At 41.1% G+C, this 23732-nt stretch carries 24 protein-coding genes; 6 read left to right on the top strand and 18 right to left on the bottom strand.

Features of this window, described 5'->3' with window-relative positions; genetic code table 11:
- The first annotated feature begins 5 nt into the window (after nt 1-5).
- Nucleotides 6-1673: a ribonuclease J1 gene (gene rnjA / locus NST59_RS07065; RefSeq protein ID WP_012009818.1), complete on the top strand. Its 1668-nt coding sequence runs from the start codon at nt 6-8 to the stop codon at nt 1671-1673.
- A 92-nt stretch (nt 1674-1765) separates the two neighbouring features.
- Here the strand turns inward: rnjA and ade are convergent, their stop codons facing one another.
- From ade to NST59_RS07040, 5 genes are all read right to left on the bottom strand, one after another.
- The gene (gene ade, locus NST59_RS07060; RefSeq protein WP_144490615.1) at nt 1766-3496 is read right to left on the bottom strand and encodes an adenine deaminase; all 1731 of its coding nucleotides are present in this window, start codon (nt 3494-3496) and stop codon (nt 1766-1768) included.
- A 263-nt stretch (nt 3497-3759) separates the two neighbouring features.
- On the bottom strand, nt 3760-4428 hold the full coding sequence (locus NST59_RS07055) for a potassium channel family protein (protein ID WP_008345123.1): 669 nt from the start codon (nt 4426-4428) through the stop codon (nt 3760-3762).
- A 37-nt stretch (nt 4429-4465) separates the two neighbouring features.
- Nucleotides 4466-5302, bottom strand: a complete 837-nt coding sequence (locus NST59_RS07050; protein WP_144490616.1) for a gamma-glutamylcyclotransferase — start codon at nt 5300-5302, stop codon at nt 4466-4468.
- A gap of 4 nt (nt 5303-5306) precedes the next feature.
- Entirely contained in the window at nt 5307-6617 is a 1311-nt protein-coding gene (locus NST59_RS07045; RefSeq protein ID WP_058837764.1) for an ATP-binding protein, read from the bottom strand.
- 144 nt (nt 6618-6761) lie between these two features.
- Nucleotides 6762-7040, bottom strand: coding sequence for an AbrB/MazE/SpoVT family DNA-binding domain-containing protein (locus tag NST59_RS07040; protein ID WP_017359400.1), 279 nt, complete (start codon nt 7038-7040; stop codon nt 6762-6764).
- A 276-nt stretch (nt 7041-7316) separates the two neighbouring features.
- Between NST59_RS07040 and mreBH the strand changes: the two genes are divergently transcribed.
- The 3 genes from mreBH (at nt 7317) to NST59_RS07025 (ending at nt 9870) form a co-directional block, all read left to right on the top strand.
- Nucleotides 7317-8324 (top strand): rod-share determining protein MreBH, encoded by a 1008-nt coding sequence (gene mreBH, locus NST59_RS07035; RefSeq protein WP_024424745.1) that lies wholly within the window; start codon nt 7317-7319, stop codon nt 8322-8324.
- Nucleotides 8325-8398: 74 nt separating this feature from the next.
- Nucleotides 8399-8530, top strand: coding sequence for a protein YkpC (locus NST59_RS07030; RefSeq protein ID WP_003210922.1), 132 nt, complete (start codon nt 8399-8401; stop codon nt 8528-8530).
- A 107-nt stretch (nt 8531-8637) separates the two neighbouring features.
- A complete protein-coding gene (locus NST59_RS07025; RefSeq protein ID WP_058837765.1) occupies nt 8638-9870 on the top strand; it encodes an aminopeptidase in 1233 nt (410 codons plus the stop codon).
- Between the two features lie 35 nt (nt 9871-9905).
- Here NST59_RS07025 and NST59_RS07020 read toward each other — a convergent pair whose 3' ends face one another.
- Nucleotides 9906-11525: an ABC-F family ATP-binding cassette domain-containing protein gene (locus tag NST59_RS07020; RefSeq protein WP_041084974.1), complete on the bottom strand. Its 1620-nt coding sequence runs from the start codon at nt 11523-11525 to the stop codon at nt 9906-9908.
- A gap of 143 nt (nt 11526-11668) precedes the next feature.
- Here NST59_RS07020 and NST59_RS07015 point away from each other — a divergent pair, with 143 nt between their 5' ends.
- Entirely contained in the window at nt 11669-11944 is a 276-nt protein-coding gene (locus NST59_RS07015; RefSeq protein ID WP_041084975.1) for a hypothetical protein, read from the top strand.
- A 63-nt stretch (nt 11945-12007) separates the two neighbouring features.
- Here NST59_RS07015 and lepB read toward each other — a convergent pair whose 3' ends face one another.
- From lepB to NST59_RS06975, 8 genes are all read right to left on the bottom strand, one after another.
- Nucleotides 12008-12580: a signal peptidase I gene (lepB, locus tag NST59_RS07010; RefSeq protein WP_029706712.1), complete on the bottom strand. Its 573-nt coding sequence runs from the start codon at nt 12578-12580 to the stop codon at nt 12008-12010.
- A 211-nt stretch (nt 12581-12791) separates the two neighbouring features.
- On the bottom strand, nt 12792-14684 hold the full coding sequence (locus NST59_RS07005; RefSeq protein WP_058837767.1) for a PTS fructose transporter subunit IIABC: 1893 nt from the start codon (nt 14682-14684) through the stop codon (nt 12792-12794).
- Nucleotides 14685-14697: 13 nt separating this feature from the next.
- A complete protein-coding gene (gene pfkB / locus NST59_RS07000; RefSeq protein WP_039178195.1) occupies nt 14698-15609 on the bottom strand; it encodes a 1-phosphofructokinase in 912 nt (303 codons plus the stop codon).
- Nucleotides 15606-16361, bottom strand: a complete 756-nt coding sequence (locus NST59_RS06995; RefSeq protein ID WP_039178192.1) for a DeoR/GlpR family DNA-binding transcription regulator — start codon at nt 16359-16361, stop codon at nt 15606-15608. Before NST59_RS06995 ends, pfkB begins: the two co-directional genes overlap by 4 nt.
- 318 nt (nt 16362-16679) lie before the next feature.
- A complete protein-coding gene (locus NST59_RS06990) occupies nt 16680-17873 on the bottom strand; it encodes an ABC transporter permease (RefSeq protein WP_126681764.1) in 1194 nt (397 codons plus the stop codon).
- Nucleotides 17860-18561 carry an ABC transporter ATP-binding protein gene (locus tag NST59_RS06985; RefSeq protein ID WP_058837769.1) on the bottom strand — a complete coding sequence of 234 codons (702 nt, stop codon included), beginning with the start codon at nt 18559-18561 and terminating at the stop codon, nt 17860-17862. The genes NST59_RS06990 and NST59_RS06985 overlap by 14 nt, the downstream gene beginning before the upstream one ends.
- Nucleotides 18558-19655 (bottom strand): efflux RND transporter periplasmic adaptor subunit, encoded by a 1098-nt coding sequence (locus NST59_RS06980; protein WP_126681763.1) that lies wholly within the window; start codon nt 19653-19655, stop codon nt 18558-18560. The genes NST59_RS06985 and NST59_RS06980 overlap by 4 nt, the downstream gene beginning before the upstream one ends.
- Before the next feature lie 9 nt (nt 19656-19664).
- Nucleotides 19665-20291 carry a YIP1 family protein gene (locus tag NST59_RS06975; protein ID WP_144490617.1) on the bottom strand — a complete coding sequence of 209 codons (627 nt, stop codon included), beginning with the start codon at nt 20289-20291 and terminating at the stop codon, nt 19665-19667.
- 517 nt (nt 20292-20808) lie between these two features.
- On the opposite strand from NST59_RS06975, the gene NST59_RS06970 reads away from it, so the two are divergent.
- Nucleotides 20809-21186: a Rok-like winged helix domain-containing protein gene (locus tag NST59_RS06970; RefSeq protein WP_034281609.1), complete on the top strand. Its 378-nt coding sequence runs from the start codon at nt 20809-20811 to the stop codon at nt 21184-21186.
- Between the two features lie 47 nt (nt 21187-21233).
- Here the strand turns inward: NST59_RS06970 and moaD are convergent, their stop codons facing one another.
- From moaD to NST59_RS06950, 4 genes are read right to left on the bottom strand one after another with little or no spacing between them, the layout of a single operon-like run.
- Nucleotides 21234-21467 (bottom strand): molybdopterin converting factor subunit 1, encoded by a 234-nt coding sequence (gene moaD / locus NST59_RS06965; protein ID WP_039178180.1) that lies wholly within the window; start codon nt 21465-21467, stop codon nt 21234-21236.
- Entirely contained in the window at nt 21460-21951 is a 492-nt protein-coding gene (locus NST59_RS06960) for a molybdenum cofactor biosynthesis protein MoaE (RefSeq protein ID WP_151284253.1), read from the bottom strand. Before NST59_RS06960 ends, moaD begins: the two co-directional genes overlap by 8 nt.
- The gene (mobB, locus tag NST59_RS06955; protein WP_058837773.1) at nt 21948-22472 is read right to left on the bottom strand and encodes a molybdopterin-guanine dinucleotide biosynthesis protein B; all 525 of its coding nucleotides are present in this window, start codon (nt 22470-22472) and stop codon (nt 21948-21950) included. Before mobB ends, NST59_RS06960 begins: the two co-directional genes overlap by 4 nt.
- Nucleotides 22454-23731: a molybdopterin molybdotransferase MoeA gene (locus NST59_RS06950; RefSeq protein ID WP_341040544.1), complete on the bottom strand. Its 1278-nt coding sequence runs from the start codon at nt 23729-23731 to the stop codon at nt 22454-22456. The genes mobB and NST59_RS06950 overlap by 19 nt, the downstream gene beginning before the upstream one ends.
- Nucleotide 23732 lies beyond the last annotated feature (1 nt).

Genomic DNA, 23732 nt, shown 5'->3' with positions numbered 1-23732 from the left:
GAGGAATGAAATTTGTAAAAAACGATCAGGCGGCAGTTTTTGCGCTCGGCGGTTTAGGCGAGATCGGTAAAAACACGTATGGCGTTCAATTTCAAGATGAAATCATTTTAATTGATGCTGGTATTAAGTTTCCTGAAGATGAGCTTCTTGGAATTGACTACGTCATCCCTGACTATACGTACTTAGTTAAAAACGAAGATAAAATCAAAGGTCTTTTCATCACTCACGGACATGAAGATCACATCGGCGGTATCCCTTACCTTCTCAAGCAAGTGAATATTCCAGTTTACGGCGGCAAACTCGCAATCGGCCTACTTCGTAATAAATTGGAAGAGCATGGTCTCTTGAGACAAACAAAACTTCACATTTTTGAAGAAGAAGATACCATTAAATTTAGAAAAACAGCTGTGTCTTTCTTTAGAACGACACACAGTATTCCAGATTCTTATGGAATTGTCGTCAAGACACCTCCTGGGAACATCGTACATACAGGTGATTTCAAGTTTGACTTTACTCCTGTTGGCGAGCCTGCCAATTTAACCAAAATGGCTGAGATCGGAAAAGAAGGCGTACTTTGTCTTTTATCTGATAGTACAAACAGTGAAATCCCAGAATTTACGATGTCTGAAAGACGTGTAGGTGAAAGCATTGATGACATCTTTAGAAAAGTCGACGGACGTATCATCTTTGCCACGTTTGCTTCAAACATTCACAGACTTCAGCAAGTGATTGAGTCTGCTGTTGCCAACGGCAGAAAAGTCGCTGTATTTGGACGCAGTATGGAGTCTGCTATTGATATTGGACAAGATCTTGGCTATATTAAATGTCCAAAAAACACGTTTATCGAACATAATGAAATCAACCGCCTTCCAGCAAACAAAGTAACCATTCTTTGTACTGGTAGCCAGGGTGAACCGATGGCAGCTCTTTCTCGTATTGCGAACGGTACTCACCGCCAGATTTCGATTAACCCTGGAGACACTGTTGTCTTCTCATCTTCACCAATTCCAGGTAACAATATTAGCGTAAGCCGCACCATTAACCAGCTTTATCGTGCAGGCGCTGAGGTCATTCATGGCTCGCTTAATAATATTCATACATCTGGTCACGGCGGACAAGAAGAACAAAAACTGATGCTCCGTTTAATTAAACCAAAATTCTTTATGCCGATTCACGGTGAATACCGCATGCAAAAAACGCATATCAAGCTTGCGAATGACTGCGGCATCCCTGAGGAAAACTGCTTTATCATGGATAACGGTGAAGTTCTTGCACTGAAAGGTGACGAAGCAAGTGTCGCTGGCAAAATTCCATCAGGCAACGTGTATATCGATGGAAGCGGTATTGGCGATATCGGAAACATCGTTTTAAGAGACCGCCGCATTCTTTCTGAAGAGGGTCTTGTCATTGTAGTCGTCAGCATGGACATGAAAGAATTCAAAATCTCTGCTGGACCTGATTTGATCTCAAGAGGTTTTGTCTACATGAGAGAATCTGGAGACCTTATCAACGATGCACAGGATTTAATTTCAAAGCATCTTGAAAAAGTAATGGAACGTAAGACAACTCAGTGGTCTGAAATCAAGAACGAAATTACTGACACTCTTGCACCTTTCCTTTATGAAAAAACAAGACGCCGTCCAATGATCTTACCGATTATTATGGAAGTGTAATCACAAAAAAGAGACACAAGCCGCTTGGCTGTGTCTCTTTTTTTCACCATTCATTGAAAAAACCGCATATATACATATGCGGTTTCTCTTTTTTATGATTGAATTGGGAGATGCTGAAAGCTTCTGACATCAAACAAACCCTTTGTCGTCATTTTCACATCAGGAATGACTGGGAGTGCCAAGAAGGACAGCGTCAAAAATGGGTTAAAATCTAAAGTAAAGCCTGTTTCTTTTAACGCTTCATGGAGTGCATGAAGGCTTTCATTTACAAGATGTGCCGGCTGATCTGAAAGTAAACCAGAGATCGGTAATGGCAGCGTATGAAGAGACTCGCCATTTTTGACAACAGTCAAACCGCCGCCTGCTTCTTTTAACACGTCAATGGCTTTTACGATATCAGCATCATTTGTGCCAACCGCAATTAAATTGTGAGAATCATGCGCAACCGTTGTTGCAATTGCGCCCTTTTCTAATCCAAAGCCGCTGACAACCCCTATCCCCATTTCAGATAAGCCTTGATGGCGTTCGACAAGCACCATTTTTAATACATCTCTTTCTGTATCACTAGTGAATTGTCCGTTCGTTTCTGAAGGAGAGACTTGTTCTAATTTTGTTTCTAGCTGATTCGGAATAATGCGGATCACATTCATTTTTTGATGAGCTGTGATAGGCAGTGCCAGATCTTGCTCTTGAACGTCTATAGTATGAACAGATTGTAATAATGCTGGACTCGGTACAATTTTTTCGACACCTGGCTTGTACTCTCCATGCTGCGCCACCAATTCTCCTGCAATAAATACGCTGGTGATGTCGACTTGATGAAGATCAGAGACGAGCATAAAATCAGCATCAAAGCCTGGCGCAATGGCTCCCTTTGTTTTGAGGCCAAAACACTCTGCTGCATTTAAACTTCCCATTTGATACGCTAAAAATGGGTCTAACCCTTCTTTTATAGACATACGTACTTGTTCGTCAATACTTCCCTCCGACATTAAATCATCTAAATGTTTATCATCGGTACAAAAGAAAAAGCGTCTCGCATTCTTTTCATTCACAGCTGGTAAAACGTTTTTCACGTTTTTGGCAACAGAGCCTTCTCTTAGCATGACATACATGCCTCGTTTTACACGTTCAAGGGCTTCGCTGGCTGTTGTTACCTCATGATCTGTTTGGACACTCGCTGTGCGGTAAACGTTTATTAATCGGTCTGTTAAGCCTGCTAGATGGCCATCAATCAGTTTATGTTCGTTTTGTGCATCAAGCAGCTTTTGAAGCATATCTTCTTCTGCCTGCTCTACACCGACGTAATCCATCACCTCAGCAAGACCAAGAACATCTTTCTCTTGATACAAAGGCTTTAAATCTTTCGCTTTTAAGACAGCACCTGATCGTTCAAAACTGACTGCCGGTACGCAGGATGGCAGCATGAAATAAATATTTAAGGCAGCTTTTCTCGCTTCTTCCAGCATAAAACGGATGCCTGAGATCCCTGACACATTGGCAATTTCATGCGGGTCTGTTACGACAGTTGTCACACCGTGCGGGACGACAGCTTTGGAGAATTCAGCAGGGGTCACCATAGAGGACTCGATATGAACGTGGCCATCAATAAAACCGGGTACAAGCATTTGACCTGCTGCATCCAGCTCCTGTTCTCCCTCGTACTCTCCAATCCCTACTATTTGTCCATTTTCAACAGCGACATCAGCGTCTATCCATTCCTGGTTAAACACGTCCATAACCTTCGCATGTTTAATCACTAGGGCTGCTTTTTTTCTCTTTGCAGCTACTTCAATTTGATGTCTGAAAAGCTCCTTATCCAACGACACTGCCTCCTCCAAGTAAACAATATAATGTTTCTTATCGTAAACGAATCTGTTTGCCCAGTCAATGACATTTAGAGAAAATCATCCAGATAAAAAGGCTGATTTTTATTTCTGAATAGTGATAATTGCACGAAAAATATGATGATTAGCTTTTGCTGTTAATGCAGAACAAAATAGCCCTTTTTTAGTGTCTTCTTCTCTCCTCACTGTCCGTCCTGTGTGTACACAACAATATAAAAAAACACCCCGCTCCGGAGTGTTTAATAATCGTTCTGCATTTCTCGTTTTTCAAAGCGTCCAATATCGGCTACTGCCCCGATGACAATGAGAATATCTTCTTTTTGAATCATTTCATCTGCGAGTGGTGAAACAATCACTTCTTTCCCACGCTTTATCGCCACAATATTAATGCCATATCTCGCTCTAATATCGAGATCTAAAAGAGAATGCCCTGCAAGCCTGCTGTTGGCAACGATTTCAATGAGGCTGTACTCATCTGACAGCTCAAGATAATCTAATACGTTGTTGGAGATGATTTTATGTGCAATTCGTCTGCCCATGTCTCGCTCTGGATGAACGATGCGATCAGCCCCAATTTTATTTAGTACCTTTTCGTGATAGTCGTTTTGCGCCTTTACTGTGACCATTTTGACGCCAAGCTCTTTCAGCATAATCGTCGTCAAAATACTGGCCTGAATGTTTTCACCAATCGCAACGATGACATGATCAAAATTACGAATACCGAGATTTTTTAAAACCGATTCGTCTGTCGAATCGCCAATGACCGCATGTGAAGCAATTTTCGCGTATTCGTTCACTCGATCTTCATTCATATCCATGGCCATGACTTCAAGTCCTTCTTCGCTCAGCGCTTTGCAAATACTTCCGCCAAAGCGTCCAAGACCAATGACTGCATATTCCTTTTTCATGTTCAGACTCCTTTTATCTCACTTACCATGCATTTTACTACGGTTTGATTAATGAATCCATATGCGAGCGAATTTTTTTACGGAACGCTTCACTTAAGTAGAGGTCTGCTCCTTTTTCAATTTCACTGCGGTAATGACCTGGTGGAGCAATTTCTTCGCTCTTTTGAAGAACAAGAAAGGTTAAACAGTCCTCATATATTTGATCACCTATTTTGACATCGACAAAAGCTGGACGATATGTGCCCTCATATACGCCTTCTCGTTTGTACAAATATCGAATGGCCTCAAAAGGAACCTCATATAAAACGCCCTCTGTTTCTCCGCCGTCTTCTACCATATCGGCTCTTGACCCATCAGGCCTCACCAATGTAAATCTAGTTGTAAAGCCGTTCAGAGCACCACCGCCGATGATTTGTTTAAAATAATGATCGACTTCTGCCAGTTTAAATCTTGCATCATCCATACAAGAGCCATAGGCAAAATAATAGAAGGATGCCGGCCTCTGCTGCCATAGTCTATATTCCTTCCAGCAGCCAGTCTCGATTTCCTTCAGCGCTGATGCCTTCTGTTTTGGTAAAGTGTATGTAATAGCCGCCACCAGCCCCCGGTCTGTCATGACATCGACCACCTGCTTGTCATACCCTTCCTCAAGTAAATCTATCTTATTCAGCGTGCTTGCGGTTACCTCGTACAATTCTCCATATACTGTGCTTGTTTCTTCTGGAACGCACGCAGGGTATCCTTGACCTGTATCATAGATTTTGCCGCTGATCCAAGCTGATTTAGCTAATAGTCTGCTTTCTTTCATATATGTCTCGTGGTGTTCTTCATGCTGCAGAAGCGTCCCATATACAAATAAAGCTTTCGCCTTCATGAAATCACGTCCTCTCGCCTTGCTGCTGTCTGCTTTTTTGACACACAGGTAAATAGATATGAAAAGTTGTACCTTTTCCCAGCTCACTGACCACATCCATCCTACCGTGATGATCTTTTAAAATCGTTGCACAGATGGTGAGGCCAAGACCCGTCCCTTCTGTTTTCGTGGAGAAGAAAGGATCATATATTTTCTGAATATCCTCTTCAGACATCCCTTTTCCTTCATCTTGAATGGTAATTTTCCATTCGTTCATCACTTTTTCTGTTGATATGTATATGCTGCCGCCTTCAGGCATTGCCTCAATGGCATTTTTGATTAAATTAATGAACAGCTGCTTCATTTGATTAGCGTCTGCTAAAATAGCGCCGGCATCCTGCTTTTTAAATGGCTGTTTGAGATCAATATTCGAAAGGACTGCATTGGTTTTTAGCAATGTAATGACCTGCTCTAACAGTCCATGAAGCTGAACTTCTTGAAAATGGACCGACTGCGGCTTTGCCAGCACAAGCAGTTCACTTAAAACAAAATCAATCCGTTTAATTTCGGAAAAGATAATGTCAAAATAATCGGTTCTTTCAGGATATTGAGTTTTCATTAGCTGCAAAAAGCCGTTTACTGAGGTCAGCGGATTTCTGACTTCATGGGCGATTCCAGCGGCGATTTGTCCTGCAACGGCCAGCTTTTGCGCCTGCATTTGCAATTGTTGATTTGACCTTTCAAGCTCAAGCTTTGCCAGCTTTTGTTTTGTAATATCTGCAACTGTTCCTATACCTCCAGTAAACTGGTGCTCTTCATCAAAGTAGAGCTTATAATGAACGTCTCCCCATACTTTCTTTCCCTCTTTATGAAGAAGCTGGAGCTCGATCCGTCCTGAATCTTTATGCTCTTTGATGACAGATGACAAATGCTGAATAACTCTTTCTTCTTGATCAAAGTACTGATTGTACATCGTACCTAGACATTCATCTATGTCATAGCCGGTCATTTGTTTCCATGCTTGATTTAAGAAAATGATGTGCCCTTTTTCATCTGTTTCAAAGACGATTTCCTGCAAGTTATCTGTAATTCGATTCAGCCGCTCTGTCAGTTCGTGTGCTTCTTTTTCTCTTTTATTTAGATCTGACACAAGCAAAGTCAAGCGGTCTACATACCCTGAGACAACCCAGATCCCTGCTAACACAACGACTGTAAAGGCTAAATCGAGCGGCCAATTAATTTGATAGCCGCCTAGATAATAAAAGAAATCCCAGCTTATGATTAAGATAAATGCAAGAACAGATAACACGATCCGCACTTGATATGTTTTGTTCAAATAATTCCACCTGCCGCCCTGAGATTCTTTGTCAATTGTACCATTTTCCACTTATTTTTTGAGGGAGATGGGGCATTTTTAAGGAACTTTTTTAAAGAAAAATAGCCTGTTCTCAGCACAAAGGAAGAGAGCAGGCTATTTCGATTACTGCTGAAGAGCTTCTTGCAGCTCTTTTAACAGCAGTTCTGCGCCTTCAGCGCTTAATGTAATTTGACCATTTCCGTATTCATGGTTCTCTGATGTAATCTCACCAGTCATGAGACAAACACCCTCTGGCTGATATTTTTTCAAGACGATTTTATCTCCATCTATAAAAAATTCCATACTGTCTTTAATAGCGATATCAAGTGCTCTTCTCAATTCGATTGGCATGACAATACGCCCTAGTTCGTCTACTTTTCTTACGACTCCGATAGATTTCAATTTCGTTCCCTCTTTCTTTCATTAGCTCAAGATCAATCTGTTTTTCACCAATTGATATATCGTAGACGTAAGAGATTCTTAAAAGGTTTCTCCTCTATAAAAATTTTTTTCATAAAAGAAAAAACAAAGGGAAAATTTATTGTGATTGTCAAAATGATACTTGAATTTTACAGATTCATTTCAAGGTGATCACAAACCCCCACAAATGACATCAACCCTCTGAACTTTTAAATGTAAAATTGTTTAAAACAGCAAAAATAGAGATTGGGTGAAAACATGTTTCAAAATGCCGAAATTGGAATTGATTTAGGAACAGCTAACATATTGGTTTATAGTAAAAATAAGGGAATTATTTTAAATGAACCGTCCGTCGTGGCAGTCGATACAGAAACAAAGACTGTACTTGCCGTCGGATCAGAAGCAAAAGAAATGATCGGGAAAACACCTGGGAAAATTGTTGCGATCCGTCCGATGAAAGACGGTGTTATCGCTGATTATGATATGACAACAGATTTACTTAAACAGATCATGAAAAAAGCAGGAAAAAATATCGGGTTTACCTTTAGAAAACCAACTGTCGTTGTATGTACACCTTCTGGATCAACAGCTGTTGAGCGCCGCGCCATCAGCGATGCTGTGAAAAACTGTGGAGCAAAACATGTGCATTTAATTGAAGAACCTGTTGCAGCTGCAATCGGTGCTGATCTTCCGGTAGACGAGCCTGTTGCGAACGTCGTAGTCGATATTGGCGGCGGAACAACAGAAGTTGCGATTATTTCATTTGGCGGTGTTGTCTCTTGTCATTCGATCCGAATTGGCGGCGATCAGCTGGATGAAGATATCATTACGTTTGTCAGAAAGAAATATAACCTATTAATCGGCGAACGGACTGCCGAGCAGGTGAAAATGGAAATTGGGTATGGTCTTATTGAGCATGAGCCTGAATCATTAGAAGTGCGCGGGCGCGACCTTGTGACAGGTCTGCCAAAAACGATCACACTTGTCTCTCATGAAATTCAAGGCGCTATGCGAGAATCACTTCTTCATATTTTAGAAGCGATTCGTGCCACATTAGAGGACAGCCCTCCAGAGCTAAGCGGAGATATTGTAGACCGCGGCGTCATTTTAACTGGCGGAGGCGCTCTGTTAAATGGAATTCAAGAATGGCTCTCTCAAGAGATTGTTGTTCCAGTTCATATTGCAGCTAATCCACTTGAGTCTGTTGCCATTGGAACAGGTCGTTCATTAGAAGTCATCGACAAATTGCAAAAAACATTAAAATAATCTTCATGTTCTACTTCTTTTTTCGTCATTTCGATCATATCGTGAGAAATGGATAAACGTGAAGGAGGAAGAACATGTTGCTTGATTTAGGTAAACGGGTCGTTGTCACAGTCATTTTAACGGGTATTATTTTAGGAGGAATGAGCCTGTCGTTTTCACATATGCCGCCTTCTAATGCACAGCCTGTGAAACAACTGAACCGCTAAAAAAGCCGCACGAAAGCGGCTTTTTTATTTTGGCTTTAAGCGTGCTCCCCATTTTCCTTTTCGGTCATAAATCTGATATGATGAACATGACTAAAGGAGGGTTTTTTATGAGTTCATTTGAAAAACAACTTGATCAATATGCCAAGACCATCGTTGAAGTCGGTGTGAATGTACAAAAGGGGCAGGAAGTAGTTGTATCCGCATTTACTGAATCTGCACACCTTGTTCGTCTTGTCGCGAAACACGCGTATGAGCGCGGGGCGAAAAACGTACATATCCGCTGGAGTGATGGTGTTCTCACCCGTTTAAAATTTGAACATGCGCCACAGGATGTCTTTGAGCAATTCCCAGAATGGGAAGCACAGATGATGGAAACCATCGCAAAACGCGGCGGTGCTTTTATTACCATCCTGTCAGAAAGCCCTGACCTTCTGCGAGGCATTGATTCGAAAAAAATCGCTGCACAGCAAAAAGCTGCTGGTTCAGCACTACATACATATCGTCAATACGTTCAATCTGACAAAGTCGCTTGGACGGTCGTAGGTGCTGCATCAAAAGAATGGGCGAAAAAGATTTTCCCTGATCATACAGATGAAGAAGCTGTCACTTTATTGTGGGATCAAATCTTTAAAGTCGCACGCGCTGATCAAGCAGATCCTGTTGAGGCTTGGAAAAAGCATGATGCGTCATTAAATGAAAAGGTCAAAATACTCAATGAACGTCACTACCATAAGCTTCATTATGAAGCACCGGGCACAGACCTAACGATTGAGCTTCCAGTGCAGCATATTTGGGTAGGTGCTGGCAGCGTAAGTGAACGCGGCGTCTCGTTCATGGCCAACATGCCGACAGAAGAAGTCTTTACCGTACCGAAAAAAGACGGTGTAAATGGGACCGTCTCAAGCACTAAGCCGCTCAGCTATGCCGGAAACATCATTGATGAATTTTCATTAACCTTTGAAAATGGCCGGATTGTGGATGTGAAAGCAAAAGAAGGCGAAGATATTTTAAAATCTCTCGTTGAAACAGATGAAGGCTCTCATTATCTAGGTGAGGTTGCCCTCGTACCAGATGATTCACCAATTTCTAACTCCAATATTCTTTATTACAATACACTTTACGATGAAAATGCATCAAATCACCTTGCGATCGGCAGCGGATATGCGTTTAATATCGAAGGCGGAAAAGAAATGAAACGAGAAGAATTGGATGCAGCGGGTGTGAACAGCAGTATTACACACGTTGATTTCATGATTGGTTCAAAGGAAATGAATATTGACGGGATTACAAAAGACGGGAAACGCGAACCGATCTTCCGAAATGGAAACTGGGCGATTTAATCAAAAAAAGACATCCTATGGATGTCTTTTCTTTGTTATGCGTAAAGCTCTTCAAGTCTTTTTTGGATGTCTTGATCTGATAAGAACTCATCATATGTTGTTTGTTTATCGACGATGCCATTTGGCGTCACTTCGATAATTCGGTTTGCGACTGTTTCAACAAACTGATGGTCATGAGATGAGAAGAGCATTGCTCCTTTAAAGCTCATGAGGCCGTTATTCAGCGCTGTAATGGATTCTAGGTCTAAGTGGTTCGTTGGCTCATCCAGCAGCAAAATATTCGCTCCAGACAGCATCATTTTTGATAACATACAACGAACCTTTTCTCCTCCTGATAAGACACTTGCTTTTTTCTTCACTTCTTCCCCAGAGAAAAGCATACGTCCTAAGAAACCACGCAGGAAGCTCTCACTTTGATCGTTCGGAGAATATTGACGAAGCCAATCAACGAGATCAACATCGTTTCCTTCAAAATATTCACTATTGTCTTTCGGGAAAAAGGCTTGTGACGTTGTGACACCCCATTTAAATGATCCGCTGTCTGGCTCCATTTCACCAGCAAGGATCTTAAATAAAGTGGACACAGCAAGCTCATTACGACTTAAGAACGCAATTTTATCTTCACGGTTCATAATAAAGCTGACATTATCAAGTACTTTCACACCGTCAATTGTTTTTGATAGACCTTCTACTTGAAGGACATCATTTCCGATTTCGCGCTCTGGCGCAAAATGAACATATGGATATTTACGTGAAGACGGCTTAATATCGTCTAAAGAGATTTTATCAAGCAATTTCTTTCTTGATGTCGCTTGCTTCGATTTAGAAGCGTTCGCACTAAACCGGGCAACGAATTCTTGAAGCTGCTTAATTTGTTCTTCTTTTTTCTTATTTGCTTCTTGGCTTAGTTTCAGCGCTAACTGGCTGGACTCATACCAAAAGTCATAGTTACCGACGTATACTTGGATTTTTCCGAAATCAAGGTCCGCAATATGTGTACATACTTTGTTTAAGAAATGACGATCATGCGAAACGACGATGACGGTATTTTCAAAGTTAATGAGGAACTCTTCGAGCCACTGGATCGCTTGTAAGTCCAAGTGGTTCGTTGGCTCATCGAGAAGAAGAACGTCAGGCTTGCCAAATAAAGCTTGAGCTAAAAGTACTTTTACCTTTTCAGAACCGCCAAGCTCAGACATTTTCTTCGATTGAAGGCTTTCTGGAATGCCAAGACCCTTTAGTAGAATCGCTGCTTCACTTTCAGCTTCCCATCCGTTTAATTCAGCAAACTCACCTTCAAGCTCGGCTGCACGAATCCCGTCTTCATCTGAGAAATCAGGTTTCATATAGATCGCATCTTTCTCCTGCATCACGTCATATAAACGTTTGTGACCCATGATGACGACTTTCAGCACTTCAAACTCTTCGTATTCAAAGTGGTTCTGTTTTAAAATCGCTAAACGCTCACCAGGGCTCATATGAACATCACCCGTTTGAGCCTCAATTTCTCCAGAAAGAATCTTTAGGAACGTTGATTTACCAGCTCCATTGGCACCAATTAATCCGTAGCAGTTGCCAGGAGTGAATTTAATATTTACTTCTTCAAATAGTTTACGATCAGCAAAGCGCAAACTAACATTATTTACTGCAATCATTTATTAATCCTCCATCACTCATTCATCATTATGAAGTATAACATGAATAACGTTTGATAGAAACGTCTCTCGCTAAGAACGAAGGCTTTTTGTCCATTATGGTATAATAAACGGGAATGATTGATTGAAGGAGTTCGGGCGATTTGAGATTACTCACACTGATGGAATACTGTTTATTGATTTTCTTTATGGGCATTTATTTATCTGCAACAGGCTTTAATGCGAAGGACTTTGGCCTTTATATTGGGCTTGTCCTCATTTACACACTGGTCCACATCTTTTCCAAACGCTTTTTACAAAAGCGGGGAAAAGAAAACCAAAAAATCGGATTGTTTCGATCCGTATTAGCCATTACCGGATCTGTGTTCGCTTCGGTACTAGCCATTGTGATCATTGTTACAGTGCTCACGCCAAATTAAAAACGACCCTTCTGTAAGGGTCGCTCGTTCAAGCACCTTTCTCTTGCCTCTGAGAAGGTGCTTTTATTTTGTCTGTCGAATGTCGCCAAACGGGAAGAAAACAAATTCTGATGTCCCGACAACCCGATCCTTTTCAATGAGGCCAAGTCCATTTCTGCTGTCCATGGAATTGAGTCTATTGTCCCCCATCACAAAGTAATCGTTTTTCGGTACTTTCACTGGACCAAAATCTCCAGTTAAATGCACTTCATACTCTTTCGCATGCGCCTTGTTCTCTTTTAAATAAGGCTCATCTACTTTTTTACCATTAATGTAAAGCGTATCATCCTTCATTTCAATCGTATCACCTGGAAGGCCGATCAATCGTTTGACATAATGAATCTTCTGACCATCTTTTCCATTAATAATCACGATGTCACCGCGTTTGACACCACCGAGATAGTTAATGGTTTTGTTAACAAACAGCTTTTCCCCGTCATGAAGTGTCGGTTCCATTGACTCTCCTTCCACCACATAAGGTTCAAATATAAATGTACGGATGAGCAAGACGAGCGCAAGTGCAATTAAAATGGCTTTGATCCATTCAAACAGTGAACTTTTCTTCTCTGTTTTGGCTTGCTTCGCATCAGATTGAATTTCATTTTCGTTTTGTTTGTTTTCTTCGTTCAAAATACTGCTTCCTCCTAAGACTTTCTGCTAAAAGACTTGAAACGTGAATTGAATAACTTTACTTTATCATATGTCATTTAAAAATTCACAAGACAACCATCTAATTAGATATTTTTTCCTAATTCACTGATGATTAAACAAAAAGAAGCACCGTTTTTCACGATGCTTCTCTTCTGCATTACGCTTCTTGTTGAACCGGTTTTTTCAAAATACCCAGTAAAATCGCTGTCACAACAGCACCGATTAAGATGCTGATGATGTAAAGAACTGGATGATTTGTTACCCAGAAAACAAATAGTCCGCCATGCGGTGCAGGAAGCGTCACTCTAAAGAATTCCGTTAATCCACCAGCAACTGCTGCACCAATAACAGCTGAAGGAATCACACGAAGAGGATCTGCCGCCGCAAATGGGATCGCCCCTTCAGTGATGAAGGCTGCTCCCATGAAGTAGCATGTAATCCCTGCTTCACGGTCACGTTTTGAGAACTTATTTCTAAAGATCGTTGTTGCAAGTGCAATACCTAGTGGTGGAACCATTCCGCCTGCCATAATTGCAGCATGCGGTGCATAGTTGCCAGCAGCAATCATTGCAAGACCAAATGTGTAAGCCGCTTTGTTAATTGGGCCACCCATATCAATTGCCATCATACCAGCTAAAATAATACCCATTAAAACAAGGTTTCCAGTACCTAATGATTCAAGCCAATGTGTTAATCCGTCCATCACCATTTTCACTGGTGTGTTGACAATATAATGCATGATAATGCCTGTAAAGAAAATACCGAACAATGGATACAGCAGAACCGGTTTAATCCCGTCGAGTGTCTGCGGTACGAATGTGAATACTTTTTTGAGCAGTACAACAATGTAACCTGCTAGGAAACCAGCAATCAGTCCACCTAAGAACCCTGCACCTGCTGCTGACGCCATAAATCCACCGACCATACCTGGCGCAAAACCTGGACGATCTGCAATACTCATGGCAATAAATCCAGCTAATACCGCAACGATCAAGGCAAGCGCATTATCGCCGCCAATTCCTTTTAAGACAGCTGCAAATGAATTAAATGAAGGATCCTTAGGATCTGCTGAGTTAATACCCCAGAAGAATGAAATCGCAACTAAGATACCGCCTCCGACAACAAATGGAAGCATGTTACTTACACCACTCATTAAGTGCTTGTAAAATCCGCTTCTTCCTTTGCCAGATGATTCAGTTTCGTCTTTAGAAGAACTGCCGCCTGAACCTTTATAAATCGGCGCATCTTGATTGATGGCTTTTTCAATTAATTCCTGCGGACGGCGAATACCAGCTGTTACAGGGACTTCAATGACATGTTTGCCTTTAAAGCGTTCCATTTCAACTTGCTTGTCCGCTGCCACAATGATGGCTGGTGCTTCTTCAATTTCTTTTGCTGTAAGGGCATGTTTAATACCGCCAGAGCCGTTTGTTTCAACTTTAATGTCAACGCCCATTTCTTTTGCTTTTTCTTTCAAAGCATCTGCTGCCATAAATGTATGTGCAATGCCGGTCGGGCAAGCTGTTACCGCTAAAATTTTAGCAGGTTTTCCTTCTGCAGCCGGCTCTTCTTGAACTTCCTCTTCTTCTTCATCATCTTGATCATGTGTATTGATGATCTCAATGATTTCATCTTCAGTCGCCGCTTCAAGAAGCTGCTTTCGAATTTCTTCACGCATAAGAAGTGTAGATAAACGAGAAAGTGCCTCTAAGTGCGTGTTGTTTGCGCCTTCAGTTGCGGCAATCATAAAGACAAGATGACTCGGCTGAGCGTCCAGTGATTCATAATCTACACCAGCAGTGGAGCGGCCAAATGCAATGGCAGGCTCTTTTACACTTGCTGTTTTAGCGTGCGGGATGGCAATTCCTTCACCAATACCAGTAGAGCTCTGTTTTTCACGATTAATCACAGCTTCTTTATAGCCCTCTTTATCATTTAACTTGCCTGCTGTATCTAAAACAGTGACAAGCTCTTCAATGACTGCTTCTTTCTGCTGGCTGTCTAATTGAAGCTTAATGGTATGCTTCGTGAGTAGTTCTGTAATTTTCATGATGACTCCTCCTTTAAATGCGTGTGACTTTTACTTGTGGTAATAGTGTGTCGACAAGCTCTTTTGTGCCAAGCTCCTCAGAAAAGGCTGTAGCGCTTCCTGAAGTGACACCAAGCTTAAATGACTCTTCAATTGAAAGGCCTTTTGAAACGCCGGCTAAAAACCCTGCAACGACTGAATCCCCTGCTCCAACTGAATTAACGAGCGTTCCTTTTGGAACATTGGACTGATAGATTCCTTCTTTACTGAATAAGAGGGCGCCATCACCAGCCATGGAGACGATGACATGCTCAGCACCTTGTTCTAACAGCTTTTTCCCATAAGGAATGGCTTCTGCTGCTGATGAAATACTCGTCTCAAACATTTCACCCAGTTCATGATGATTTGGCTTCATTAAGAACGGTTTCATGTCTGCTGCTTTTTTTAACGCTTCGCCAGAAATATCAAGAACAACTCTTACACCTTGCTCTCGGCAAACTTCAGCAATACGCTCATATGTGTTATGAGGTAATGATGAAGGAATGCTGCCAGCTAAAACAACGACATCTCCTTCAGTCAATGAAGAAAATTGAGATAGAAACGACTCAAATTGCGCTTCAGTAATAGATGGGCCGAGTCCGTTGATTTCTGTCTCTTCACCTGTTTTTAGTTTCACATTGATCCTTGTATCTTCTGACACCTCGTGAAAGGCTGTTTGTAATTGTTCGTTCTGTAAAAAATTTTGAATATATTTGCCTGTAAATCCACCAATGAATCCAAGTGCTTTCGATTCAACACCGTGACGTTTTAATAGCCTTGAGACATTGATTCCTTTACCACCTGGATATTTTTGATCATAGGTTGAACGATTTAAACCGCCGACTGCAAAATCCTCCACGTGTACGATGTAATCAACTGATGGGTTTAAAGTAACTGTATAAATCATGTTTTCACTACCTTTATAACCGTTTTTTCATGGTAATTATCGAATGAATCTTCTTTTGCGTCGTTTGTGATAATGGTGGCTTCCTGTAAACTAGCAAAGGTTGAAAACGATATTTCGCCAAACTTCGAGGCATCTGATAAGATATAGGTTTTTTTCGCCTGTTTCATGGCTCTTTTTTTCATGAGTGCTTCCTCTGGATCAGGTGTTGTAAAACCCGCCTCGGGATGAATGCCATTTGTCCCAACAAAGCTTTTGTCAAAACGATAATTCTCCATCGCTGTCAAAGCTGCGGCTCCAACCATGGCTCCTGTTCGATGTTTCACTGATCCGCCTATCAAGTAAAAGGTAATACCTTTTCTCATGAGGGCTTCAATGTGCATCACACCGTTTGTCACCACGACAATATCTTGATCTGGATCGATATATTCAATCATTTGCTGTGTGGTTGTACCAGCATCTAAATAAATACAGTCGCCCTGTTTTAAAAGAGATGCCGCTGCCTCTGCTACCAATGACTTTTCTTGAAGGTTTTTGGCAGATTTCTCAAATACATCTGGTTCAAGGCGAATACTCGAAATCTTGGCTGCTCCTCCATGAACCCTTTTAAGAAATCCTTTTTCTTCAAGGGCTGATAAATCTCTTCTAATTGTAGATTCAGACGCATCCGTCATCATCGTTAAGTCCTGTATTTTAATGACATCATTTTCTTCCAAGCTGTCGATAATGAGTTGATGTCTTTCCGGTGTTAACATGCAAACACCCCTTTTGAAAACGTATTCATTTTGCGCGCACCTTTATTGTAATCGCTTTTTTCAACATTATCAATACAAAACAATCAAATACATTCAATAACTATCAAAATCTTTCACCATGGTCATCTTACCTTTATATGTACCATTTGTAAACTGAAAAATATGTGACAATAAGATGAAAGTCATGATATTAGCATTTCTATCATTTTTTATTTCATTCAATGGAACTAAAAAAAGCTTTTATGCGATTTGCATAAAAGCTTTTGATGGGTAATGAAGGCGAATGTAAACTGTTTGTATGCTTCTTTCCTCTTCGATTTATTCATACCTGAGCGATTCAATAGGGTCTAGTCTCGCTGCTTTATTCGCAGGAATTAACCCAAAAACAATACCAATGAGCATACTAAACAGTACGCCTCCACATACTACTTGCCAAGATACAAGAGACGGCCAGCCGGCAAATAGTGATACTAACGAAGCTCCGCCTAAACCAAGTGCAATCCCCATCAACCCGCCGATGAGTGTTAAAACGACAGACTCAATTAAAAACTGGACGAGGATTTGAGCCCTTGTTGCTCCCATCGCCTTTCGAATACCGATTTCTCTTGTCCTCTCTGTCACAGAAACGAGCATAATATTCATCACACCGATTCCGCCAACAAGTAAAGAGATCCCGGCTATTGAGCCAATGATCGTTGTCATAACGGATGTTATTTGACCAATCCCTTCTGCGATTTCTTCCATATTGATCATTTCGTAAGCATCTTCTGTATGATGATTTTCATTTAATATGGCAGCCGCGCTCTTTCCTACTTCCTTCATTTGATCAGCATGTGCGACTTGAATAGACAACTTATCATATTCACTCATACCAAATGTGGAGGTGAGCATCGCAAATGGGACATAGATTTCATTCATATCAAATGAAAACATCCCTTTCTGTTTTGCTAACACACCGATGACTTCAACTGGCTGTCCGTTCATCCAAATCAGTTCGCCTAATGCCTTTTGTCCGTTGAATAGTTCTTTTTGTAAGCCATCTGAGATAAGAGCAGCTCTTCTGCCGCTTCTAAAATCAATATCTCTTAAATCCTGTCCTTCTGCGATTTGTAATGAATGTACATTTGTATACCCTTCATTTATACCGTTAACTGTCGCATCAACTGTCGTATCTTGAAACCTCAGCTGCATTCCTTGTGCAGTCGAGGAGGCGACCTGCTTCACCCCGTTGATTGTCCTAATGCTTTTTATGTCTTCCTCAGTAAATGATGCTTCGAATAAGGCATTTGGATTTGCATTTAATTCTTCGTCAGAAGGCGTATATGTCATATCAATGGTATTGTTTGGACCTGAAATCGATCCTTTTAACATTTGCTCACCGCCTTGACCGATCGCCACGACTGCAATGACTGATCCAACACCAATAATAATTCCAAGCATCGTTAAAATAGAACGTAATTTATGAGCTAAAACCGAATTCAGCGCTATTTTGATATTTTCAAAGAGTTTCATTCATAGCGTCCCCTTGTATCCATCTATCTTCAACAAGCCGTCCATCTCTCACAACGACAGTCCGATTTGTATACGCAGCTATTTCTTCTTCATGGGTGACAAGCACAATCGTTGTCCCTTCCTCATTCAGCTGTGTAAACTGTTCCATAATTGAGATGCTTGTTTTTGAGTCGAGAGCACCAGTCGGTTCATCTGCTAAAATCAGCTGAGGCTTATTGACAATCGCTCGTGCAATTGCCACCCTTTGCTTTTGTCCTCCTGACAACTCACTTGGCATATGTTTCATTCGATCTGCCAAACCAACCTTTTCCAGTGCCAATTCCGCACGTTCTTTTCTTTCCTTTTGACTGATCCCAGCGTAAATCATCGGCAGTTCCACATTGCGCCTCGCATTTAACCTTGGCAGCAGATGAAATTGCTGAAAAACAAATCCAATGGATTGATTTCGAATGACCGCAAGCTCCTGGTCCTTTGCTGCTGACAGCTCTGTACCTTGAAAATGATATTGTCCTGTCGTTGGGCGGTCTAAACAGCCAATAATATTCATTAATGTTGATTTTCCAGAGCCGGACGGGCCCATAATGGACATATACTCGCCTTTTTCAATGACAAGATTCATATCACTTAATACATCAAATGTTTCGTGTGCGACCTCATAGCTTTTTGTCACGTTGGAAAGCTGAATCATTCAGCATTCACTTCCATTCCGTCATACATGTCATCTGTTGGATGAGCAATGATTTGATCCTCTGCCTTGACACCTTTTGTCACTTCAAGATCATGACCTGACGTTTCCCCTATGACCACTTTTACTTTTTTCAGTACATTTTTTCGAACAACATAAACGTATTGTCCATCAGTCTCTTTTTTTACCGCTGTTTCAGGAATTGTTTGCGCTTGGCGCTTATCTGTTTGAATTTCCATGATCATTTTAAAACCAGGCTTCGCCTCAGGTTTCTTTCCCTTTATTTCTACCTCAACAGGATATTGAACCGTTTGGTCGCTCGAAGTTGTTTCGACTGCTGTCTGGACAGGAACAGCGCCTACTTTTTTCACGACTCCTTGCCAGCTCTTCCCGCGAATGACATCAGACGTTACCTTCACTTTTTGTTTCTGTTTGATTTTTATGGCATCATACTCTGAGATCAAACCCCGCACGATCATTTTTTTCTCATGACCAATATGGATGATCGGCTGCCTTTCTTCCGGCCCCCCTGCCCCTGCCTCTTGCTCAATGGAAATCACTGTTCCATCAATTTTACTATGTACGGTTAAATCTTCTATTTGCGCCTTTACTTTTTCTTGGCTGATCTCTGCTTGCTTTTGTTCTAATTCAGCCGCTTTCAGTTCTAATTGAAGCTGATCTCGCTCGCTTTTGATATTAGCGCCTGCTTTTTTCTCATCTAATTCACTCAGCCGATTTTGCAATTGTTCCAGTTTTAATGTACTTGATTCAACGGCTAGTGCTTGCTGCTGCTCCTCAAGCTCCAGTTCCTTATTTTCATATGTAAGAATCGGCGTTCCAGTCTTTACCTTTTCCCCTTCTTTCACAGCAATTCCCTTCAATTTCCCCTTTTCCTCTTCTTCATAGATGAACTGCTCTTCAGAGAATGAAAGTGTCCCTGGTGTCATCACGGTAGATGTGATTTCTTTTGGCGTGAGTTTGACTGTTTTAATCGCTGCTGTAGAAGCAGGCTTTGCTTGGTTTTTCGCAATATTAAATCCAATAAATAGTCCAATCACAATAATTAAAATAGATCCGATGATGATTTTCTTTCTCATAAAAACCTTCTACCCCCAGCTTACTGATATGTTAATTGCTGTTCCTACATATTGAAAAATTAACGATAAGATATAAAAAACGCCTATAATCACCCAAGAAATTCTCGGTGATATACGCCCAACTTGGATGAATAAAAAGCCAGTTAAAACAAGATTCCAGATCACAAATAGATCAATATTGGCTAACACCGCCTGCCATGGACCAGAAATTCGAATGAGCGCGTTTAACGAGGTAACCGTGATGTCTTTTGGAACATGAAAAAGGATGACTGCCAAATGAGAAATAATTGTCCCAATGATCGTAACGGGTGTAATGAACAGGACCGCTGAAAAAAGCTGCCGAAATGATGCATCACCTTTCGCTAAAAAAACGATGAGCTTATATATTGCCGCATTGATGACAATCCCAAATACGAGACCAATGAGCGTCACCACATAAACAACAGGTACCGGCAAACTTAAATCTGCCCACATTCCCTTATTTACAAGCTCAGACAAATAAGTCACAACGACTGTTAAAATAAGCACACAAGATAAAGGCCACCAAACAACTGGATTTTCCCATACTCTTTTCAGGTGCTCTGATGGTCTTGTACTCACTCCAATGATTGTAGGTTTGTCCATGTTTTCTTTCATCAAATGTCATCCTCTCTATGTCAAGCAAGTATGCAAACGCACAATAACGCTCTTTTTCTTTCTATTTTATCAAAAGATTGCCAATAAGTGATCGAACATTTGATTTTCTTATTTTCGTTGAGAAAAAATTTTATCTATTATTCTATTTTCACGAAAGAAACCCTTCAAATGACCTCATGATCCGACCATATTCATACCAAGAATCGTGCTTTTACTGACCTAAAAACATTTTATTAAGTAAACAATATGTCTTTCGGAATAAATATCCTTTTCTTTTGGATTCGCATGGTCTTAGATAGACACAACAATTTTTTGTTAAAATAATCCTAGTAATTTCGACAAATCCCGGCTTTATAGGACTATGATTGGTTTCTTTTACAGAACAAATAAGTCTTTAGTATCAATACTTTCATATTAAAAAATTAAAAATAAAGGGATTTTACTTGATCAAAAGTTATTTTTTCATATAATGTAAAATAGAGGTAGGTTAAATGATAGTGGAAATGGAGTCAAGTGAATGTTAAGAGAAAAATTGAAAATGCAATTGATTTTACTGTATGAAAAGGAACAAGAAGCATGGCAATACTTTCGAAAGGAAAGAGAATCGATTTATCATGAGCTCAAATTACTTGATATGAAAGAAAGCAGACCTTCTAATGACAAAATATACTACGCTGCAAGATGTGTAGATATTATCAAAGAGAAAAAGGGAAGCATTGTGAGCACAAAAGAATTAAAGGAACAGCTTCAAGCCCAAACAGATTTCAATGTGAGACGAATCAGCGAATTGTATGATCTCATTCAGCAGCTCGATCCTCACATTTCTAAAGCAAGAAGGGGATGTTTTATTTACGAAGATCACACCCAAGTACCTCTACAAACTTTTCACACATAAAAAATTGGTTACAGCCGGGTGGCCATAACCAAATCCTCTAATATCTATTATCCACCACTTACAGGAGGAATGAGTGCAACAGTGTCCCCGCTACGCACTTCAGCATTTTCCCTCGTATATATTTCGTTGACTGCAACCATTACGTTTTGTGCAGCATCAACACCATATACCTCCTGTAATTCTATTTTAATCTCATCAACCGTTGTTTGATCTTTTTGAATGATGATTTGTTGTTTACCGGCCTTCTCAGCAAGGCCGGCGAACAATAATACATTAATCATGCTGATCACCTTCTTTCTCTGCAAGTTGAAGATTGCTAGGTTTACCTTCTGGATATGAAACCGTTTCAAGCTGATCACCTATCCAGGCCTCTCCGTCTTCCCAATATTCTTTTTTCCAAATGGGAACGATTTCCTTGATGCGTTCAATGGCATATTCATTTGCTTCGTAGGCAGCCTTCCTATGAGGAGACGAAACGGCGATCGCAACAGCAATATCCGTTATCTCAAGTGTTCCAATCCGGTGCACAATCGCTGCTTCAGTGTCAGGCCATCGATTCTTGATTTCTTGTCCAATCTGCATTAGCATGCTTTCCGCCATTGGTATGTATGCTTCGTAGGTTAAACGCAATGTTTTCTTGCCGTTTGTCCATTCTCTGACCGTCCCAATAAACGTCGTAATCGCCCCTGCCTTTCGTCTTGTCACATGCTGAATCAATTCGTTTACCTCAATCGGCGTTTTTGTTATTTTAAAAAGTTCGCTCAAAACGTGCCGCCTCCCTTCAATAAGTGAAAAGCAAATGTCATCCCGCGCTTATCAAAAGCTGAAAACACAGGAAACGGGTAATTTTCGGTTAATTGATCTTCTTGAGAAAAATAAATAGCTGCTTGTATATTGGAAAGAGCGGAAAGGTCAATAAGCTCCTCTTCATTCTTTACACAAACGATTTTGCGATAAGGCGCCTGTTTGTACCCCTCTATGAGAACAGCGTCTAACGGAAGATGCTGACACATGTTGAGCAGCTGTTCTAACGTGAAGTCCTGCATCGAAAAGTGAAACTCACCTTCTCCTTCCACACCTGCGGCATAGGCACCTGCCTGAATATATCGATCAGTATCTTTTTCTTTGAAAAGACGATCTGGTGTCCCGCCATGTCCATGGTGTTTAAAGCAACCCAGCTTCAGTCCTTCACGTTCGGCCAGCTGACAGAGCTTTTCAATCAATGTGGTCTTGCCGCTATTTTGAAAACCGACCACCTGTAATATGCTTAATTTGTCATCCAGCATGGAGACCCACCGCCTTTGTGCTGAAACAGCAGAACATCAACTTGATCACCTGCTTGAAAACCTCTTGTTCCCCCAGGCAGCATGATGAAACAGTCAGCCTCTGCAATAGAGGTCACTGCACTTGATTTATCAAGACCTGTCGGAGTTACACTGATCTGACTCCCAGTGAATTGAAGAGCCGCCCTGACAAAACGAGTAAACGGATTGGCTTTTGGAAAATCATGTGTGAGTTTCGCCTCAGCAAAAGCGGGAAACAGATTGTCTTTCATATACCACTTATAAATGATCGGTTTCACAAATAATTCAAAGCCCACAAAACAGGCAGCAGGGTTTCCAGACAGCCCAAACAGCAATTGACCATTCGGCATTGCAGCCACAGTCGTCACACTTCCAGGTCTCATGGCTACTTTATTAAACAGTACCTTGGCTCCCAGCTTTTCATAAATGGCAGGCAGAAAGTCAAAATCACCCACAGACACACCGCCTGTTGTAATCAGAATGTCTACCTTGCTCATGGCTGCTTTTACTGCATGATAACTTTTGTCAAAATCATCGGAGACTCCGCCTAAATCTAGCGGATCAGCTCCGGCCTCAAGTACCTGCGCATAGACCATACTCAGATTACTATTTCTAATCTTGCCGTCTACCATGGCATCACTTATTTGAAGAAGCTCTGTGCCCGTTGAAATAATGCCAATCACCGGTTTTTTGACAACTGGCACTACCGCATATCCAAATGTCGCCAAAAGAGCCGTGACGCCAGAAGTGACAGCTGTTCCTTTTTTGACCATCACGTTTCCTTTGAGAACCTCTTCTCCTTGACGAGAAATATTGTCTCCCTTTTTCAGCGGTCTTTTCAGTGACATGAATGATTTGCCGTCTTTTTCGAAAGTCTTCGTCAGCTCGATCATGATGACGACATTTGCTCCATTTGGAATTTTTGCCCCTGTCATTATACGGATGGCCTGAAAGGGACCGATGGTTTTTGCTGAGACCATTCCTGCACCAATATGATCAATGACCTCGAATTCAACTGGATGCGCACTTGACGCTTCTTTTGTATCTTCTGCCCGAAGCGCAAATCCATCATACGGAGAACGATCAAATGCCGGAACATCATGGTCTGCCAAAATATCTTCTGCAATAAACCTTCCAAGGCTATCCTTTAAAGGGACCCATTCTATTTCTCCATGTTTTTCGTATTGGTGAACTTTCTTTATGGCCTCTTCTACTGGTATTGGCTGCCGTCTTTCCATCACA

This window comes from Bacillus sp. FSL R5-0439, from assembly GCF_038008805.1.
GTDB classification, from domain to species: Bacteria; Bacillota; Bacilli; order Bacillales; family Bacillaceae; genus Bacillus; species Bacillus safensis.
The sequence above is the reverse complement of the archived record's forward strand: the minus strand, read 5'-3'. Positions and strand labels throughout refer to the sequence as shown.

Bases quoted from the DNA above. Each gene is read 5' to 3' on its own strand.
- NST59_RS07025 (WP_058837765.1), top strand. From the start codon at position 8,638: ATGAGTTCATTTGAAAAACAACTTGATCAATATGCCAAGACCATCGTT.
- NST59_RS06985 (WP_058837769.1), bottom strand. From the start codon at position 18,561: ATGATTCAGCTTTCCAACGTGACAAAAAGCTATGAGGTCGCACACGAA.
- NST59_RS06980 (WP_126681763.1), bottom strand. From the start codon at position 19,655: ATGAGAAAGAAAATCATCATCGGATCTATTTTAATTATTGTGATTGGA.
- NST59_RS06975 (WP_144490617.1), bottom strand. From the start codon at position 20,291: ATGAAAGAAAACATGGACAAACCTACAATCATTGGAGTGAGTACAAGA.
- NST59_RS06970 (WP_034281609.1), top strand. From the start codon at position 20,809: ATGTTAAGAGAAAAATTGAAAATGCAATTGATTTTACTGTATGAAAAG.
- NST59_RS07005 (WP_058837767.1), bottom strand. From the start codon at position 14,684: ATGAAAATTACAGAACTACTCACGAAGCATACCATTAAGCTTCAATTA.
- NST59_RS07030 (WP_003210922.1), top strand. From the start codon at position 8,399: ATGTTGCTTGATTTAGGTAAACGGGTCGTTGTCACAGTCATTTTAACG.
- NST59_RS07055 (WP_008345123.1), bottom strand. From the start codon at position 4,428: ATGAAAAAGGAATATGCAGTCATTGGTCTTGGACGCTTTGGCGGAAGT.
- pfkB (WP_039178195.1), bottom strand. From the start codon at position 15,609: ATGATTTATACAGTTACTTTAAACCCATCAGTTGATTACATCGTACAC.
- NST59_RS07020 (WP_041084974.1), bottom strand. From the start codon at position 11,525: ATGATTGCAGTAAATAATGTTAGTTTGCGCTTTGCTGATCGTAAACTA.
- rnjA (WP_012009818.1), top strand. From the start codon at position 6: ATGAAATTTGTAAAAAACGATCAGGCGGCAGTTTTTGCGCTCGGCGGT.
- moaD (WP_039178180.1), bottom strand. From the start codon at position 21,467: ATGATTAATGTATTATTGTTCGCCGGCCTTGCTGAGAAGGCCGGTAAA.
- NST59_RS06995 (WP_039178192.1), bottom strand. From the start codon at position 16,361: ATGTTAACACCGGAAAGACATCAACTCATTATCGACAGCTTGGAAGAA.
- NST59_RS06990 (WP_126681764.1), bottom strand. From the start codon at position 17,873: ATGAAACTCTTTGAAAATATCAAAATAGCGCTGAATTCGGTTTTAGCT.
- NST59_RS07050 (WP_144490616.1), bottom strand. From the start codon at position 5,302: ATGAAGGCGAAAGCTTTATTTGTATATGGGACGCTTCTGCAGCATGAA.
- mobB (WP_058837773.1), bottom strand. From the start codon at position 22,472: ATGCTGGATGACAAATTAAGCATATTACAGGTGGTCGGTTTTCAAAAT.
- mreBH (WP_024424745.1), top strand. From the start codon at position 7,317: ATGTTTCAAAATGCCGAAATTGGAATTGATTTAGGAACAGCTAACATA.